Annotated in this window: 14 protein-coding genes; 6 read left to right on the top strand and 8 right to left on the bottom strand. The window is 71.3% G+C overall.

Annotated elements, in window-relative coordinates; translation table 11 throughout:
• Window positions 1–126: 126 nt before the first annotated feature.
• From ACQP2T_RS34590 to ACQP2T_RS34575, 4 genes are all read right to left on the bottom strand, one after another.
• On the bottom strand, window positions 127–1116 hold the full coding sequence (locus ACQP2T_RS34590; protein WP_433509084.1) for an LLM class flavin-dependent oxidoreductase: 990 nt from the start codon (window positions 1114–1116) through the stop codon (window positions 127–129).
• Window positions 1117–1158: 42 nt separating this feature from the next.
• Window positions 1159–2223, bottom strand: a complete 1065-nt coding sequence (locus tag ACQP2T_RS34585) for a hypothetical protein (protein WP_433509083.1) — start codon at window positions 2221–2223, stop codon at window positions 1159–1161.
• Window positions 2220–2672, bottom strand: coding sequence for a SigE family RNA polymerase sigma factor (locus ACQP2T_RS34580; RefSeq protein WP_433509082.1), 453 nt, complete (start codon window positions 2670–2672; stop codon window positions 2220–2222). Before ACQP2T_RS34580 ends, ACQP2T_RS34585 begins: the two co-directional genes overlap by 4 nt.
• A gap of 82 nt (window positions 2673–2754) precedes the next feature.
• Complete coding sequence (locus ACQP2T_RS34575) at window positions 2755–3726, bottom strand: adenylate/guanylate cyclase domain-containing protein (RefSeq protein WP_433509081.1); 972 nt, start codon at window positions 3724–3726, stop codon at window positions 2755–2757.
• 439 nt (window positions 3727–4165) lie between these two features.
• Between ACQP2T_RS34575 and ACQP2T_RS34570 the strand changes: the two genes are divergently transcribed.
• Genes ACQP2T_RS34570 through ACQP2T_RS34560 form a run of 3 tightly spaced genes read left to right on the top strand, consistent with a single transcriptional unit; the run spans window position 4166 to window position 8020 of the window.
• Window positions 4166–5347: a M20 family metallopeptidase gene (locus ACQP2T_RS34570; RefSeq protein ID WP_433509080.1), complete on the top strand. Its 1182-nt coding sequence runs from the start codon at window positions 4166–4168 to the stop codon at window positions 5345–5347.
• A complete protein-coding gene (locus tag ACQP2T_RS34565) occupies window positions 5344–6570 on the top strand; it encodes a P1 family peptidase (RefSeq protein WP_433509079.1) in 1227 nt (408 codons plus the stop codon). Before ACQP2T_RS34570 ends, ACQP2T_RS34565 begins: the two co-directional genes overlap by 4 nt.
• Window position 6571: 1 nt before the next feature.
• On the top strand, window positions 6572–8020 hold the full coding sequence (locus ACQP2T_RS34560) for an aldehyde dehydrogenase family protein (RefSeq protein WP_433509078.1): 1449 nt from the start codon (window positions 6572–6574) through the stop codon (window positions 8018–8020).
• 228 nt (window positions 8021–8248) lie between these two features.
• Here ACQP2T_RS34560 and ACQP2T_RS34555 read toward each other — a convergent pair whose 3' ends face one another.
• Window positions 8249–8539 (bottom strand): antibiotic biosynthesis monooxygenase, encoded by a 291-nt coding sequence (locus ACQP2T_RS34555; RefSeq protein ID WP_433509077.1) that lies wholly within the window; start codon window positions 8537–8539, stop codon window positions 8249–8251.
• Window positions 8540–8599: 60 nt separating this feature from the next.
• Between ACQP2T_RS34555 and ACQP2T_RS34550 the strand changes: the two genes are divergently transcribed.
• Window positions 8600–9232 carry a TetR/AcrR family transcriptional regulator gene (locus ACQP2T_RS34550; protein WP_433509076.1) on the top strand — a complete coding sequence of 211 codons (633 nt, stop codon included), beginning with the start codon at window positions 8600–8602 and terminating at the stop codon, window positions 9230–9232.
• A 90-nt stretch (window positions 9233–9322) separates the two neighbouring features.
• On the opposite strand, the gene ACQP2T_RS34545 is transcribed toward ACQP2T_RS34550, so the two are convergent.
• Window positions 9323–10090 carry an SDR family NAD(P)-dependent oxidoreductase gene (locus ACQP2T_RS34545; RefSeq protein ID WP_433509075.1) on the bottom strand — a complete coding sequence of 256 codons (768 nt, stop codon included), beginning with the start codon at window positions 10088–10090 and terminating at the stop codon, window positions 9323–9325.
• A gap of 129 nt (window positions 10091–10219) precedes the next feature.
• On the opposite strand from ACQP2T_RS34545, the gene ACQP2T_RS34540 reads away from it, so the two are divergent.
• Complete coding sequence (locus tag ACQP2T_RS34540) at window positions 10220–10861, top strand: hypothetical protein (protein WP_433509074.1); 642 nt, start codon at window positions 10220–10222, stop codon at window positions 10859–10861.
• 19 nt (window positions 10862–10880) lie between these two features.
• Here the strand turns inward: ACQP2T_RS34540 and ACQP2T_RS34535 are convergent, their stop codons facing one another.
• Together ACQP2T_RS34535 and ACQP2T_RS34530 are read right to left on the bottom strand one after the other, a co-directional pair.
• Window positions 10881–12281, bottom strand: coding sequence for an APC family permease (locus ACQP2T_RS34535; RefSeq protein ID WP_433509073.1), 1401 nt, complete (start codon window positions 12279–12281; stop codon window positions 10881–10883).
• Between the two features lie 100 nt (window positions 12282–12381).
• Window positions 12382–12930, bottom strand: a complete 549-nt coding sequence (locus ACQP2T_RS34530) for a GNAT family N-acetyltransferase (protein ID WP_433509072.1) — start codon at window positions 12928–12930, stop codon at window positions 12382–12384.
• 114 nt (window positions 12931–13044) lie between these two features.
• Between ACQP2T_RS34530 and ACQP2T_RS34525 the strand changes: the two genes are divergently transcribed.
• Window positions 13045–14202, top strand: a complete 1158-nt coding sequence (locus ACQP2T_RS34525; protein ID WP_433509071.1) for a hypothetical protein — start codon at window positions 13045–13047, stop codon at window positions 14200–14202.
• Window positions 14203–14425 lie beyond the last annotated feature (223 nt).

Genomic DNA, 14425 nt, shown 5'->3' with positions numbered 1-14425 from the left:
TAAGGCCGCGATTCCGATGAATCGGGTGCGCCCCATGAAGCCCCCTTGGAGTGGTCAGCGAGGGTGACAAAATGTGACTATCTGACCAAGCGATGGGCGCGCAAGTAAGTCAATTGCCAAAAAGCTTTATCGAATTCGTACTCGCTCGGCCATCCGAGCCAGCCGCCGGTAGGAATCGAGCCTCCGGTCCAGGTCAAAGCTGTTCATGGTCACCAGGACCTCGTCCGCGCCGGTGAGCTCCACCAGCGCGCCGAGTTCGATCTCGACCTCGTACGCGGTGCCGTGGATCTGTCCCTTGCGGGACTCCTCGAACAGCGCCCGCTCCCGCTCGGTCATCTCCGTCGCCAGCACCCGCTCGGCGGGGGACAGCGGCGGGAAGGCGCCGCTCGTGCGCGAGCGCGCGGTCGCCCACGCCTCCGGCACCTGCAGCAGCTCCGCCTCGCGGGTCGTCTCACCGACCGCGACGTTCGCCGCCACGATGACGTACGGCGCCGCCGCCCAGGCCGAGGGGCGGAACCCGGCGCGGTAGCGCGAGATAGCCTCCCGCAGCCGGGCCCCGCCGCCCCCGATCACCATCGGCAGCCCGTGCTCGGCGGCGATGTCCGCCCCCGAGCCCATGGCCAGCACGAACACCTGCGGCCGCAGCCCTTCGGCGGGCAGCGCGTGCACACCGGGATGCCCCCGCTGGTCCCCGGTGAAATAGCCGAGCAGCTCTGCCAGCTGCCCGCCGAACTCGTCGGCGTCCTCCTTGCCATGGCCGAGCGCCCGGCGAATGCCGCCGGTGAAGCCCACCGATCGGCCGAGCCCCATGTCGACGCGGCCCGGGTTCAGCGCCTCCAGCACGCCGAACTGCTCGGCCACCACCAGCGGCCGGTGGTTGGGCAGCATCACGCCACCCGTGCCCACCCGGATCCGGTCGGTGGCCGCGGCGACCGCGGCGGCCAGCACGGTCGGTGCCGAGCCGGCCACCCCCGGCACGCTGTGGTGCTCCGACACCCAGAACCGGTGGTAGCCGAGCTCCTCCGCCTGCCGGGCGAACCTGACGGTGTCACGCAGCGCCGTCACCGGGTCGTGCCCCTCGCGGACGAGGGAGCGATCGAGGATCGAAAGCTTCATCACATATGTCGGCAACAGCGCCGGGGCGCGGCTGCTTCCGGGCTACCTCTGGTAGAGGCCGACCGACCAGCGGACCGGGCGGTTGGTGGTAGCGCCCAGTAGCTTCCAGGTGACCTTGACGGTGGTCGTCTTGTTCGTGGGAAAGCTGAACTCGCTCACCGCCGAGGGGAAGGCGCCACCCTCCCATACGCCGCAGGAGCCGCTGCCCCCCGCCGGGTGGCCGTTCGCCATGAAGCTGAGCCACAGGCGACCGGCCAGGTCGCCGGTGCACAAGGAGTCGAAGCCGACCTTGCCCCGCACCTTGAACGTGGCGGAGCCGTCCTTGGGCCAGACGCCGGTCTTCGTCTCCACGAGCCGTGCCTTACCCGCGTGGTCCGGCAGGGCTTTGAGCGGCGGCGGCTCGGCCGGTCGCGCGGGTGGCGTCCACTCGTACACGGCCAGCGACCAGGCGCCGCGGGTGACTTTCTGCGGCACACACTTGCCGTTTCGCATGAGGCAACCCGACGCGCCGCCGGTCGTCGTGTCGAAGGTGAGCGTGAGCTTGCTGCTCGTGGTGGGCGGCAGTTGGAGCGGCTTCAGCTGCATGCGCCTTGAGCACCCGACGAAGTGGGCCATCAGGGGCGTGTTGCCGACGGATATCCTCGGCGCGCTGCTGTCCGGCCCCGCGCAGACCGCTCCGACGTCGAGCGGCTTGCCGGAGACCGGGATCGTCACGGACACCTTGGTCGGCCCCGTCCTCTTGATCGACGCGGTGGCGATCCGTCGGTACTTCGTGCCGTCCGAGGCGGTGAATCGCTCCGGCAGCAAGCCCGCCAGCTCCTTCGGGACGGCGGTGCTCTCAGCGGTGCTCTCAGCGACGGGCTCGGCGGTGCTCTCAGCGGCGGGCTCGTGCCGCGGCTCCACCGGCCCGGAGAGGGACCCGGGGAGGAGGGAGGCGCCCAGCGCGACGGCCGCCGCCACCGCGACCACCCCGCCGCCGCCCAGCGCGCGCCTGCGCAGGCGGATCCGCCGGATGCGGGCCGCTATCTCCTCATGCCGGGCCGGGTTGGCGGGAGAGGGGCCGTCACCGTGCTCGCGCAGGACGTCTCGCAGGTCATGAACGGTCATCGGTGCAGCTCCTTCACGATCGTCTCGTCCACTCGCAATTTGGCCAGCGCCTTGGCGCTCTGGCTCTTGACCGTGCCGGGCTCGCAGCCCAGCAGCCGGGCCACCTCCGTCACCGGCAGGTCCTCGTAGAAGCGCAGCACCACGACCGCCCGCTGCCTGGCCGGGAGCCGGCCGACGGCCCGCCACAGCGCGTCGCGGTCGTCGGAGACCGGGTCGCTCGCCGGAGCGTCCGGCAGGTCGTCGCTCGGCAGCTCACGTCGCCATCTCCTGCGCCACCACGAGGTGTAGGTGGTCACCAGGACCTTGCGCACGTACGCCTCTGGCTCCTCCACACGGGCCCAGGCGAACCATGCCTTGGCCAGCGACTCCTGGAGCAGGTCTTCCGCGCTCGCCCAGTCGTGGGTCAGCAGGTACGCCGTGCGTAACAGCCGATCCGATCGAGTGACCACGAAGTCCTGATATATCGCCCGGTCCGCCACGTACCGCCTCCTGTCGTCGCCTGTCGACGGTAGGGACGCATCGAGTGCGGACCTAGGTTGCCCCGTCCATCTGGCGGCTGAGCGTGAAGGGGACCAGCTCGCCCAGCCCGCGTACGGACAGGCGTCTGACCGGGCGCAGCTCGAAAGCCCGGTCGCCCTCCAGCTCCTCGGCCATCTCCGGGCCCGCCAGGATCGTGTCCGGATAGGCCAGCGCGGTCAGCCTGCTGGCCAGGTTGACCGGAGTGCCGAACACGTCGCCCATCCGGCCGAGCACCGGCCCCACGGCCAGGCCCACGCGCAGCTGCGGCATGCCCTTGTCCTTGGCGTGGGTCTCGATCAGGCGCAGGCCGATCTCCGCCGCCTCGTGCGCCTTCCCGGACACGAACAGCACCGAGTCGCCCAGCGTCTTGACGATGCGCCCGCCGCCCGAGGTCACCACGTCGGCCGAGCGGCCCTCGAACCTGTCGACCAGCCCGGCCAGCTCCGTCTCGGTGATCTGCCTGCTCAGCCTGGTGAACCCGACCAGGTCGGCGAAACCCACCGTCAGCCGGACCGCGCTCGTCTCCTGCTCGGACAGCCGGTGGGCGGAGGCGGCCAGGTTGCGCCGCCACGCGTAGACCAGCAGCCGGGCCAGGTCGGGCATCACCCGATCCGCCCGCCTGCGCCACGCCCTCGGCCGCTCGCTCAGCGGCACACCCGCCTGGTCGAGCGCGTCGGCGCCCAGCTCGGCCTGCGACTCGGCCAGCCGCGCCGTCGCCCGGCCCAGGGACCTGGCCATCAGGAGCACGTGCTCCTCGTCGTAGACCCCGTCGCTCACCATGCCGAGCAGCGTCCGCAAGGCCGCCACGTCGGAGTCGGTGAACTCGACGGCGTCGTCGGCGACGTTCGCGAAACCAAGGGCGCGCCAGAACCTGCGGGCGCGGTAGACCGGGACGCCGGCCATGTCGGCGACCTGGTGGCTGGTGTAACGACGGGGCTCGCGAAGGAACGCCTCCGTCAGTCCGTCGGGATCCTCGCGCGCCACGACCGCAACATAACACCTGGCTACCCCGGGTGCGCACGCAGAGCGGGCCGCTCGTTCTCCGGGACATATCCCACGTAGTAGTCGTACATCGTCTGCCGGGAGAGCCCCTTGACCCGAGTCGTCGCGGACTGGCAATCTGCGTAGCCTACTGGTCCGACCAGTGCACTAGCCAGGAGGCTGTTAGACATGAGGCGAATCGGCACGCAGGATCGCCGTGAGCGGTCTCCTGCTGCCCACGGCCGCCTCCGCGGCGGTGGCGGATCCAACGGGCGGGCAGGCCGCACGACCTGTCCGTGGTACGGCACGTCTGCGAGAGCGTCGCGGTCATGAACGACGGCTCGATCGTGGAGACCGGACCCGTGGACGAGGTCTGGGCCGCGCCGCAGCACGCCTGGACGCGGACGCTGCCGCAGGCCGTACCGACATTGGAGGGATTGTTGTGATCGAGGTGGATGAGGTCGGGGTTGTCGAGTTCACCCAGGCGCTGGTCCGGATCCCGAGCACCAACGACCCGGCGCGCGGCCGCGACGAGCGGCCCGCCGCCGAGCTGGTCGCCGCCAAGATGCGCGAGTGGGGGTGGGAGCCGGTCGTGGACGAGGCCGCGCCCGGCCGGCCCAACGTCGTGGCCGTGGTCGAGGGCGGCGGGGGCGACGGGCCGACGCTGATGTTCGAGGGACACACCGACGTGGTCACCGAGGGCGACCTGTCGACGTGGACCGTGGACCCGTTCGGCGGGGAGATCCGCGACGGGCGGCTGTGGGGGCGCGGCAGCGCGGACATGAAGTCGGGCCTGGCCGCCACTCTCTACGCCACCCGTGCCCTGCAGCTGGCCGGGCCGTTCCCAGGGCGGATCAAGGTGTGCGCGCTGGCCGACGAGGAGGGCCTGATGCTCGGCGCCCACCACTTCGTCGCCTCCGGCCTGGCCGCCGACGTGGACGGCGCCATCGTGGCCGAGCCCGAGGCCGGGGAGATCTGCGCGGTCGCCAAGGGCGCGCTGCGGCTGCGGGTCGACTTCACCGGCAAGATGGCGCACGGCGCGATGCCGCAGCACGGCCGCAACCCCGTACAGGCGGTCGGGGCGCTGCTGGTGGCGCTGCGCGCGCTGGAGACGGAGCTGCAGGCGCTGCACCCCGCGCACGAGAACCTCGGGGAGGTGTACGTGACGCCGACCGTGGTGCGGGCCGGGACCGAGGAGCAGGTGAACGTCATTCCCGCGACCGCGTCGGTCTTCATCGACGTGCGGACGATCCCCGGCGTCGAGCACAAGCCGGTGGCCGAGCGAGTGGCCGCGCTGGCGGCCTTCGAGGGGATCGCGGCGGAGGTGTTCATCCTGGTGGATCGGCCGCCGGTGGACGTGCCCGTCTCCGACCCCGTGGTGGTCGCTTTGGCCGCTGCGCACCAGCACGTGACGGGCGTCGCGCCCGTGTACGGCGGCGTGCCCGGGTCCACGGACGGCACGGTGCTGACGCATTGGGGCGGGATCCCGTCGGTCGTGTACGGGCCGGGCGGCAAGTGGATCGCGCACCAGGCTGACGAGTACGTCGAGGTGGCGGAGATCGTGCGGTGCACCCGCGTGTTCGCCGAGGCGGCCCGGCGCTTCCTGACCCGGTCCGCGTCATGACGGCCGGGTCGGACCCGGTCCGTGTGACGGCTGGGGCGACGAACTCGCTGGTGGACGTCGCCGGGCTGCGGGTCGGGCACGCCCAGCGGGTGGGCGATGGCTACCGCACGGGGACCACCGTCGTGCTCGCGCCGCCCGGCGGCATGGTGGCCGGGGTGGATGTGCGGGGAGCCGCGCCGGGCACCCGGGAGACCGAGCTCCTCGACCCGCGCAACCTGGTGGAGCGGGTGCACGCCATCGTCCTGACGGGCGGCAGCGCGTACGGGCTCAGCGCCGCCTGCGGGGTCATGGACCGGCTGGCGGACGCGGGGATCGGCTTCCCGGTGGAGGGCGGCGTGGTGCCGATCGTGCCCGCCGCCGTCATCTACGACCTGGGCCGTGGCGGCGCGTTCCGAGCCGTACCGGACGGCTCCCTGGGCGCCGAGGCGTACGACGCCGCCGCCCACTCCCACGGCCCGGACCCATGGACGTGCGGGTCGGTCGGGGCGGGCACCGGCGCCGTGGCGGGCGGGCTGGCCGGCGGCATCGGTACGGCCAGCGTCATCCTGCCCTCCGGGGTCACCGTGGCGGCGTTGGCGGTCGTCAACGCCGTCGGGTCCGTGCTGGACCCCACCGGCGGACGGCTGTCCGGGACCCGCTACGGGCTGCCCGGTGAGTTCGACCACCTCCGCGAGCCCGGTGAGGACGAGGTGGCGGCCTGGCCGGGTGCCACGGTGACGTCGTTCAACACGACGATCGGCGTGGTGGCCACCGATCTGACGCTCACCAAGGCGCAGTGCGGCAAACTGGCCGGCGTGGCGCACGACGGGCTGGCCCGGGCGATCAGGCCCGCCCACACCATGGTCGACGGCGACACCATCTTCGGCCTCTCTACCTGCGCCCTCCCCTTCCCCTTCGTCGGGTCCCCGGCGCCGGGCAGCCCCGAACCCGGCACTGCGGGCTTCGACGGCGCTGCCGGTAGCACCGGGGGCATTGGAGGTGCGGCCGGGAGCAGCCGGGGCCTGGAAGGTGCCGCCGGGAGGATCCAGGGTTTTGAAGGCGCCGCCGGGCCGGCGCCTGTGGGTGCCGGGCGGAACGCGCCCGGTGCCGCCGGCCTGCATGACGTGCTGGCCGCCGGGGCCGATGTCTTCAGCCGGGCCGTGGCGCACGCCATGCTCGCCGCCACCGGCCGTGACGGCGCGCCCGCCTATCGAGACGTGTTTCCAAGCGCTTGGGGGAAGTAGCGTGACATTTCAGGACTGGCCGGAGAACTGGTCCAGAGACTGGCCCGGCGGGCTGCCCGTGGGTGACGGGTGGGTCGAGGTCGAGGACACCGCCGAGGTGGTCTTCCCGTACGACGGCTCGGTGGTGACGGCCGCCCCCGTCGGCACCGCCGCGCTGGCCCGGCAGGCCGTCGAGGCCGCGCTGGCGGTCGCCCCCGCCATGGCCGCGCTCCCCTCGCACGCCCGCCGCGCCGCGCTCATGGCCGCCCACGACGCCCTCGCGGCACGGCGTACGGAGTTCGAGCGCCTGCTCGTACTCGAGACCGGGAAACCGCTGGTCGACTGCCAGGTCGAGGTGGCGCGGACGCTTGTCACGCTCCTCACCGCCGCCGAGGAGGTGGCCCGGCTGCACGGTGAGACCGTGCCGCTGGACCTGCTGCCGTCGGGGGAGGGGCTGATCGGGTTCTGGACGCGGCGGCCGATCGGGGTGGTGGTCGGGATCACCGGCTTCAACTACCCGCTACTGCTGGCCGCGCACAAGATCGCCCCGGCGGTGGCCGCGGGTTGCCCGGTGATCGTCAAGCCCGCGCCCGCGACGCCTTTGGCGACGCTCTGGCTCGTCCACCTTCTTCGCGAGTCGGGCGTGCTGCCTCCCGCCGGGGTACAGCTCGTCACCGGCGACGTCGAGGTGGGCAAGACGCTGGTCGAGGACCGGCGGATCGGGGCCGTGTCGTTCACCGGCTCGGCGGCGGCCGGGCACGCCATCGCGAAGAGCGCGGCGCCCACGAAGGTACTGCTGGAGCTCGGCTCGAACGCCGCCCTCGTGGTGGCGGCCGATGCCGATCTGGAGGCCGCGGCCGCGGCGGTGGTGCGAGGCGGCTACTACGCCTCCGGGCAGGCGTGCATCTCGGTGCAGCGGGTGCTGGTGGAGGAGCCGGCGCGGGAGGAGTTCCTGTCGCTGCTGGCCGGGCGGATGAAGGACGTGGTCGTGGGCGACCCCCGCGACCCGCGGACGCGGGTGGCGCCGTTGATCGACCCGGCCGCGACCGAGCGGGTGCTCGACTGGGTACGCGGCTCGGGCGCGACGCTCGTCACCGGCGGCGGGCTCGACGGGCGGGCCATCGCGCCCACCGTGCTCGCCGACGTGCCCGACGGGGCCGCCGCTTGGGACGAGGAGATCTTCGGCCCGGTGGTGTGCGTACGCTCGGTGCCCGGCCTGGACGCCGCGTTCACCGCCGTCAACGCCTCCAGGTACGGCCTGCACGCCGCCGTGTTCACCCGCTCGCTGGCCACGGCCTTCGCCGCGATCGACCGGATCGAGGCGGGTGGGGTGGTGGTCAACGAGGTGCCGGGGTTCCGAGCGGACAACATGCCCTATGGCGGCGTCAAGGACTCGGGCGCCGGGAGAGAGGGCCCCCGGTTCGCCATCGAGGAGCTCACGGTCACCCGGATGGCGATCATTCGTCCCTAAGGGGATGTGAGGTCCTCGGCGTCGCGAGGTTGGACAGACCGGTTCGGTCGCCTGGTGAGCGCGTCGGGCCCCGCTTGGTCCCGCCCCCGGCCGCCGGTCTTCGACCCCGACCCCCGACCCCGGCCCCCGGTCTCCGACCCCGACCCCGGCCCCCGGTCTCCGACCCCGGTCTCCGACCCCGGTCCCGGTCTGGGGCCCCGGTCTCAGATCCCGCGGCCGGGACAGGGGTCAGAGTTCGTCGAGGATCTCGATGTCCTCCGCGGTGACGTCGCGGGCCACCCCGAACGCCTCTGTGGCCGCGGGGGTGCCCGGCAGTGTCTGGCGGGCCGCTTGCAGGCTGGCGGCCGAGTCCCAACGCCAGACGCCGACCCATGTCTCCTCGTCGAGTCGGCCGAGGCGCGCTTCGGTGAGGCCGGGCAGCTTGTCCCTGACCGCGGAGACCAGGGTCGCGTGCCGGGCCCGGACCTGTTCGGCCTCGGCGGGATCGGCCTGGAAACGGGTGACGCTGATGACTGACATGGCTGGACCATTTCTCTAGAGTTGACTTCTAGCGACTAAATCTAGAGATAGACTCTAGCCATGAGCGATGTCAAGCGGCCGAACAAACGGGCGGAGAAGGCGAAGGAGACGCGCCGGCGCATCCGTACGGCGGCATTGGAGCTGTTCACGCAGGACGGATACGGCGCGACGAATCTGCAGGACGTCGCCGACAGGGCCGGGGTCGCGGTGCAGACGATCTACTTCGTCTTCGGTAACAAGCGCGCCCTGCTGAAGGAGCTGGTCGACGTGACGATCGCGGGTGACGACGAGCCGGTGGCGACGATGGACCGGCCGTGGTACGTCGCGGCGCTGGCCGCCGACACGGCCCAGGACATGCTGCGCGCCTACGTCGCGGGCGCGACAGCGGTTCTGGAGCGGATCGCGCCGATCGGCAGGGTGCTGGAGGCGGCGGCCGCGAGCGACCCCGAGGTCGCCGCCCTGTGGCCGCACGACGTCGACCCGCGTTACGTCGTCCAGCAAAGGGCGGCCGAGGCGCTGGCCGGCAAGCCGGGCGCACGGGCGGGCCTGCCGGTGGAGGAGGCCGCTGATGTGCTGTACGGGCTGCTCAGCCCGGAGCTCTACCTGCTGTTCGTCCGGGAGCGCGGCTGGTCACGCGAGCGCTGGGAGAGCTGGGTCGGCGAGACCTTGCGCGGCCGACTCTGCCGGCCCTGACCTGGCGAGGCCGGTCCTGGCCAGATGGTGCGGGTCGTGACCCGGCTACGCGGGTCCTGACCCGGCGTCGCCGGTCAACGCGTCGGCCGCTCAGTTGGGTGGGTCGAAGCGTCCGTCCACGGCGGTCCAGCCGCCGTCCACGTACAGGACGGAGCCGGTGACGAAGCTCGCCGCGTCGCTCGCCAGGTAGACCACGGCGCCCGCCATCTCCTCCGCCCGCGCCCACCGGCCGAGCGCGCTCTTGGCGGCGTACGCGTCGTACCAGGCGGGGTCGTCCTTGATCTGCCGGGTCAGCGGCGTCTCGACCACGCCCGGCGCGACCGCGTTGACCCGCACGCCGGACGGGCCGAACTCGGCGGCGGCTGTGCGCAGCAACTGCACCAGCCCGGCCTTGGTGGCGGAGTAGACGCCCTGGCCGGGCTCGGTCACCGAGGCCCGGATCGACGCGAACCCGATGATCGACCCGCGCCCGCGCTCCACCATCCCGGCGCCGAACGCGCGGACCACGTCGAACGAGGCTCGCAGGTTGAGGCGTACGACCCGCTCGAACTCCTCGCCGGAGTAGTCCAGCAGTCGCTTGCGCACATTCGTGGCGGCGGTGAACACCAGCACGTCGGCGGGCGCTTCGGCGGCGAGGGCTCGTACGGCGTCCGCGTCGAGGACATCGACCCCGCGCGACGCCGCCCCGCCGCACCGCTTCGCGGTCTCCTCGGCGGCGGCGGGATCCAGGTCCGCGCAGACCACCTCGGCACCGTGCGCGGCCAGCGCCAGCGCCGACTCCCGCCCGATCCCGCTTCCAGACCCGATCACCACAGCACGCCGCCCATCCAGGCGGAACAACGCGTCGTATGCCGTCATGGCGGCCAGCCTAGCAACTGGTCTGACCAGTGCACCAGGCCTGCCCTGAGATGGCGTCGGCGATTCCCAGGGACGGGTCAGGGGCGATCACCGATGATGCGGGCCGGGGCGGCGCGGCATCGTGGTGGCATGATCTCCACCGACACCCCTGCGAACAGCCTCGCGAACAGCGTCGCCAGGGCCTCCTTCACCGCCGGCCCCGCCGCTTTCCTCGGCGGCTGGCTGCTCATGCGTCCCATCGGCGGCGATCTCGTCCCCGGTCCGTGGTGGACGGCCGCGCATGTCGTGTGGTTGCTCGGGTTCCTGCTGTTCGGCGTCATGGTGCTGGAGCTGCGGCGGATGGCGGCGCCCACGACGCGCGGGCAGAAGGCGGCCGTGTGGGCGGCGACCGGGGTGGCGCTGTTCAGCGTCCTGGCCAACGTGGCGCAGCTTGTCATCGACCTGGTGGCCGGGTTCACCTCGGCGGACGGGGCGGCGATGCGGGCGGTGTTCGACCAGGTGCGGGGGTATCCGGGGGTGGAGCTGGTCGTGTATTCGGTGGGGGCCCAGCTGTTCTTCGTGGCCCTGCTGGTGCTGGCCGGGATCATGGCGGGGCTGCACCGGGTCACCTCGCTCAGCGCCTTGGTCGTCGCGGCCGGGGTCGTGGTGCTGGCCGTGGCGATGCTCGGAGTCGGCCGTGACTCGGCGCTGGTCGCGGTGGGGATGGCCGTGCTGTGGCTGGGGGCGCTGCTGCTCGGCCGCGGACCCGGCGCACCGGCGCTCAGCGCCTAGCCCCGTTTTCCGCCCACGCTCAACGGTTCACGCTTTCCTTTTGCCGGACGTACCAGGTGACGATCCACAGGACCAGGCCGATCGCCAGCAGTACACCCGCGATCTGGTATTGGCCGGCCGGACGCCCGGAGGACCACGGCAGCACCAGGTAGACGCACGTGAACGTGCCCACCACGGGCAGGATCCGGCCCGCCTTGAAGTGCTTGCCGGGCACCCGGTCCTTGCGCAGGACGAGCACGGACAGGTTGACGAGCGCGAACACCGCGAGCAGGAGCAGCGACGTCGTCCCGCCCAGCAGGGCCACGACCGGGCTCTCCGGGTCCAGCGAGACGAAGGTGATGAGACCGCCCGCGATGGCGGTGGTGAACAGGATCGCCGCCTGCGGCGTGCGGCGCGTGGGGTGCACCGTCGACAGGAAGGCCGGCAGCACGCCCTGCCTGCCCAGCCCGTAGAGCAGCCGGCTGGCCATCAGCATGTTGATCAACGCCGAGTTGGCGACGGCGAACATCGAGATGAACGGCAGCAGGTCGGCGATCGGGAAGCCGGGGGCCGCGGTCTGCACCACCAGCGACAGCGGGGTCTCACTGTCGGCGAGCTTTCCGACGGGGACCACGGCGACGGCGCAGATGGAGACGAGCACGTAGATCAGCCCCGTGATCCCGAGACCGGTGAGCATCATGCGGGGGAAGATCCGGGCCGGGTTCTTCGTCTCCTCCGCCATGTTGACCGAGTCCTCGAACCCGACCATCGCGAAGAACGCCAGCGACGTGGCGGCGCTGACCGCCAGGAACACGCTCTTGTCCTCGGGGGTCTCGAAGGCGACGACGCGGGAGAAGTCCGCGTTCCCGCCGGAGATGAAGTACAGGCTGATCACGATGACGAGCAGCAGTCCCGAGAGCTCGATCGCGGTGAGCACAACGTTGATCTTGACGCTCTCGCCGACGCCGCGCAGGTTGACCGCCAGGACCAGGAGCATGAAACCCAGAGCGATCATCAGGATGACGCCATTGCCGACGTCGAGCCCGAATCCGGTGCTGAGGTTCGCGGCGAAGGCCCGCGAGGCGGCGGAGGCGGAGGTGATGCCGGAGCACATCACGGCGAAGCACACCATGAAGGTCAGGATGTGCGTGCCGAACGCCTTGTGCACATAGAGCGCGGCTCCAGCGGCCTGCGGATATTTGGTTACCAGCTCCAGGTACGAGCACGCCGTGATCAACGCGACGAAGAAGGCGATGGCGAAGGGCAGCCAGGCGGCGCCCCCCACCTCGCCCGCGACCTGGCCGGTCAGCGCGTAGATGCCGGTTCCGAGAATGTCGCCGATGATGAACAGCAGCAACAGCCCCGGGCCCATCACCTGCTTCAGGCTGGGCTGCTCGCCGCTGTTCGTTTCGAGATGGCCGGGTGGACTGGTATGCGCCACGGGGGGATTCCTTATCGTGCGGCCGCTGTGGTAGGTGATCACGTACCCCACCTGGCCCGCGGATACTCCGGCCCGCGCGGCGGCTGCGTGAGACAAGGGCCTAGCGCTTCAGGCGGGCCGCCCAGTCTGATCTGAGCAGTTCGTACTCCACCTCGCCCTGGTCGGAGCCGTCGATGGCGTCCGGCCAGTCCTGGAAGAACGTCCGTACGAAGCGCAGCCCGCACTTCTCCATCACCCGCCGGGAGCCGCGGTTCACCGCCATCGTCTGGGCGAAGACCCGGCGGGCGCCCAGTTCGGCGAACGCCTTGTCGATGAGGGCCAGTGAGCCCTCCGTGGCGTAGCCCTTGCCCCAGCACGACGTGCGCAGCCGGTAGCCCAGCTCGGGCTCGTCCTCGGCGCCGTCCTTGGACGGCCGCAGGTGGAACCAGCCCAGGAACTCGCCCGTCTCTCGCTCGACGGCGGCGAAGAAGTGGCCGCCGCTGATGAAGGCGGGCAGGATCTCGCCGACGATCACCTCGCGCGGGGTGGCCTTGCCGCCGTTGAGGTATCGCATCACGTCGGGATCGTTGTTCAGTGCGACGAGGTCGTCGGCGTCGGTCTCGGTGAAGCGGCGCAGGGTCAGGCGATCGGTCTCCAGGTAGATATGCACGCGCACACGCTAGCCAGCGGCCCTGCCGCTCCACGACGCGTTTTCCGAGCGGGCTCACGAAGCGATAGCGTTTGATCACACTTCGAGACGGTTGCTACGCGATGGGATGGTCACATGGCTCGTGACGGATTCGTCTTCGGGAAGGGCGGCTTCGCGAACGCGGAGATCAGCCTGGAGACGGCGGCGGAAGATCTGGGCTCGCACTATTTCGCGGGAAATCAGGTCTCGCTCGGCATGTTCGCCCTGAGCGCGGCGTGCGAGTGGCCTGCCCGGCACGAGTACATGAACACCTGGGAAGACCTCAAACAGGAGTTCCGCCACGGTGACAACGAGGCCACGACTCTGGCCGGCCTGCTGAAGAAGACCGAGGCCGGCTACAGCACGGCTGAGAGCGAGAACGCCCGCGCGGTGCTCGCCGCCGTGGCCGAATCCCAGGAGGCGAAGCCCACCGACGTTCCCGAGCCCTACTTCGACCGAGATCCCTATAGTTTGAAGACGCCCTTTCCGTGGTCGTTCACCGGTGGTGCGACCGTCGCGGCGGCGGGCTTGGTGTCCCGGTTCAGCGTGGCGTACGAGAAGGAGGAGACACTGCTCCGTGCGGCCAAGGACGAGGCATGGGTGCGGAACACCTTCCGGTCCAGCCCTGAACTCCGTAGAGCTAACTTGTCGCAGATCGCCGAGCGGAGCCAGGCCACGCTGAGGAATCTGACGTACGCGAAGGCGTTCTGCTATACGGCGGCGGCTGCCGGACTCGCCTGGCTCTCCATGGTCGTCCCATCGGACGAGGACCTCGACCGCGCGATCTCGGGCTGGGACAACATCGCCTACGAATGCGGAGAGATCTTCGGACACGACACCAAGGCCGTCCGGGAGGCCATCGCCGCGTCCTGGGACGGGCTCGCCAAGGACTCCGCCGACCTGAGGCTGGTCGAGTTCATCGCCGCGGGCAACCATCTGACCGAGAGAACACGCCGGCTGTCCGCCGCGCTGTCCGATACGGTCCAGGACCTCGACCGTATCCACAAGATCGCGCTGGTGTTCTCCGCCGTCAGCCTGGGCGCCATCGCGGGCGCCGGAATCGCGGCCCGGATCAATCCCGCCCTGCGCCCCGTCACCGAGTTCCTCGGCACGCGGCTGGCCATGGTGATCCTTTCCTGCGCGCAGTTCGCGCCGGCGGTGGCCGCGGGAGCGCTCGCCTGGTACCGGATGGCCGAGGCCAACCGGCCGACCACCATCGGGGGCCGCGAGATCACCGGATTCAGGCGTCCCTGAGCCGTCCGCTCGCCGAACCGCCCAATCACCGAACCGCCCGCTGCCGCCCCGCCCACCGAACGGCCCGCTCACCCAATAGCGCGTGAGCGGGCCGTCGTCGCTCTGGCCGCCTCGCGCGTTGCTCCGTGAGGGAGACATGGACCTGGAGAGCCGGTGGGCGGATCTGGCCTGCCCTCTGGGCGAGGGCGAACATCGGGCTGGACGCCTTCCCCGCTCGCCCCTT

The sequence above is a fragment of the Nonomuraea sp. CA-143628 genome (assembly GCF_050942315.1).
In the GTDB taxonomy this organism is placed as follows: domain Bacteria; phylum Actinomycetota; class Actinomycetes; order Streptosporangiales; family Streptosporangiaceae; genus Nonomuraea.
The sequence above is the reverse complement of the archived record's forward strand: the minus strand, read 5'-3'. Positions and strand labels throughout refer to the sequence as shown.

Bases quoted from the DNA above. Each gene is read 5' to 3' on its own strand.
- ACQP2T_RS34585 (WP_433509083.1), bottom strand. From the start codon at position 2,223: ATGACCGTTCATGACCTGCGAGACGTCCTGCGCGAGCACGGTGACGGC.
- ACQP2T_RS34550 (WP_433509076.1), top strand. From the start codon at position 8,600: ATGAGCGATGTCAAGCGGCCGAACAAACGGGCGGAGAAGGCGAAGGAG.
- ACQP2T_RS34590 (WP_433509084.1), bottom strand. From the start codon at position 1,116: ATGAAGCTTTCGATCCTCGATCGCTCCCTCGTCCGCGAGGGGCACGAC.
- ACQP2T_RS34540 (WP_433509074.1), top strand. From the start codon at position 10,220: ATGATCTCCACCGACACCCCTGCGAACAGCCTCGCGAACAGCGTCGCC.
- ACQP2T_RS34525 (WP_433509071.1), top strand. From the start codon at position 13,045: ATGGCTCGTGACGGATTCGTCTTCGGGAAGGGCGGCTTCGCGAACGCG.
- ACQP2T_RS34545 (WP_433509075.1), bottom strand. From the start codon at position 10,090: ATGACGGCATACGACGCGTTGTTCCGCCTGGATGGGCGGCGTGCTGTG.
- ACQP2T_RS34555 (WP_433509077.1), bottom strand. From the start codon at position 8,539: ATGTCAGTCATCAGCGTCACCCGTTTCCAGGCCGATCCCGCCGAGGCC.
- ACQP2T_RS34565 (WP_433509079.1), top strand. From the start codon at position 5,344: ATGACGGCCGGGTCGGACCCGGTCCGTGTGACGGCTGGGGCGACGAAC.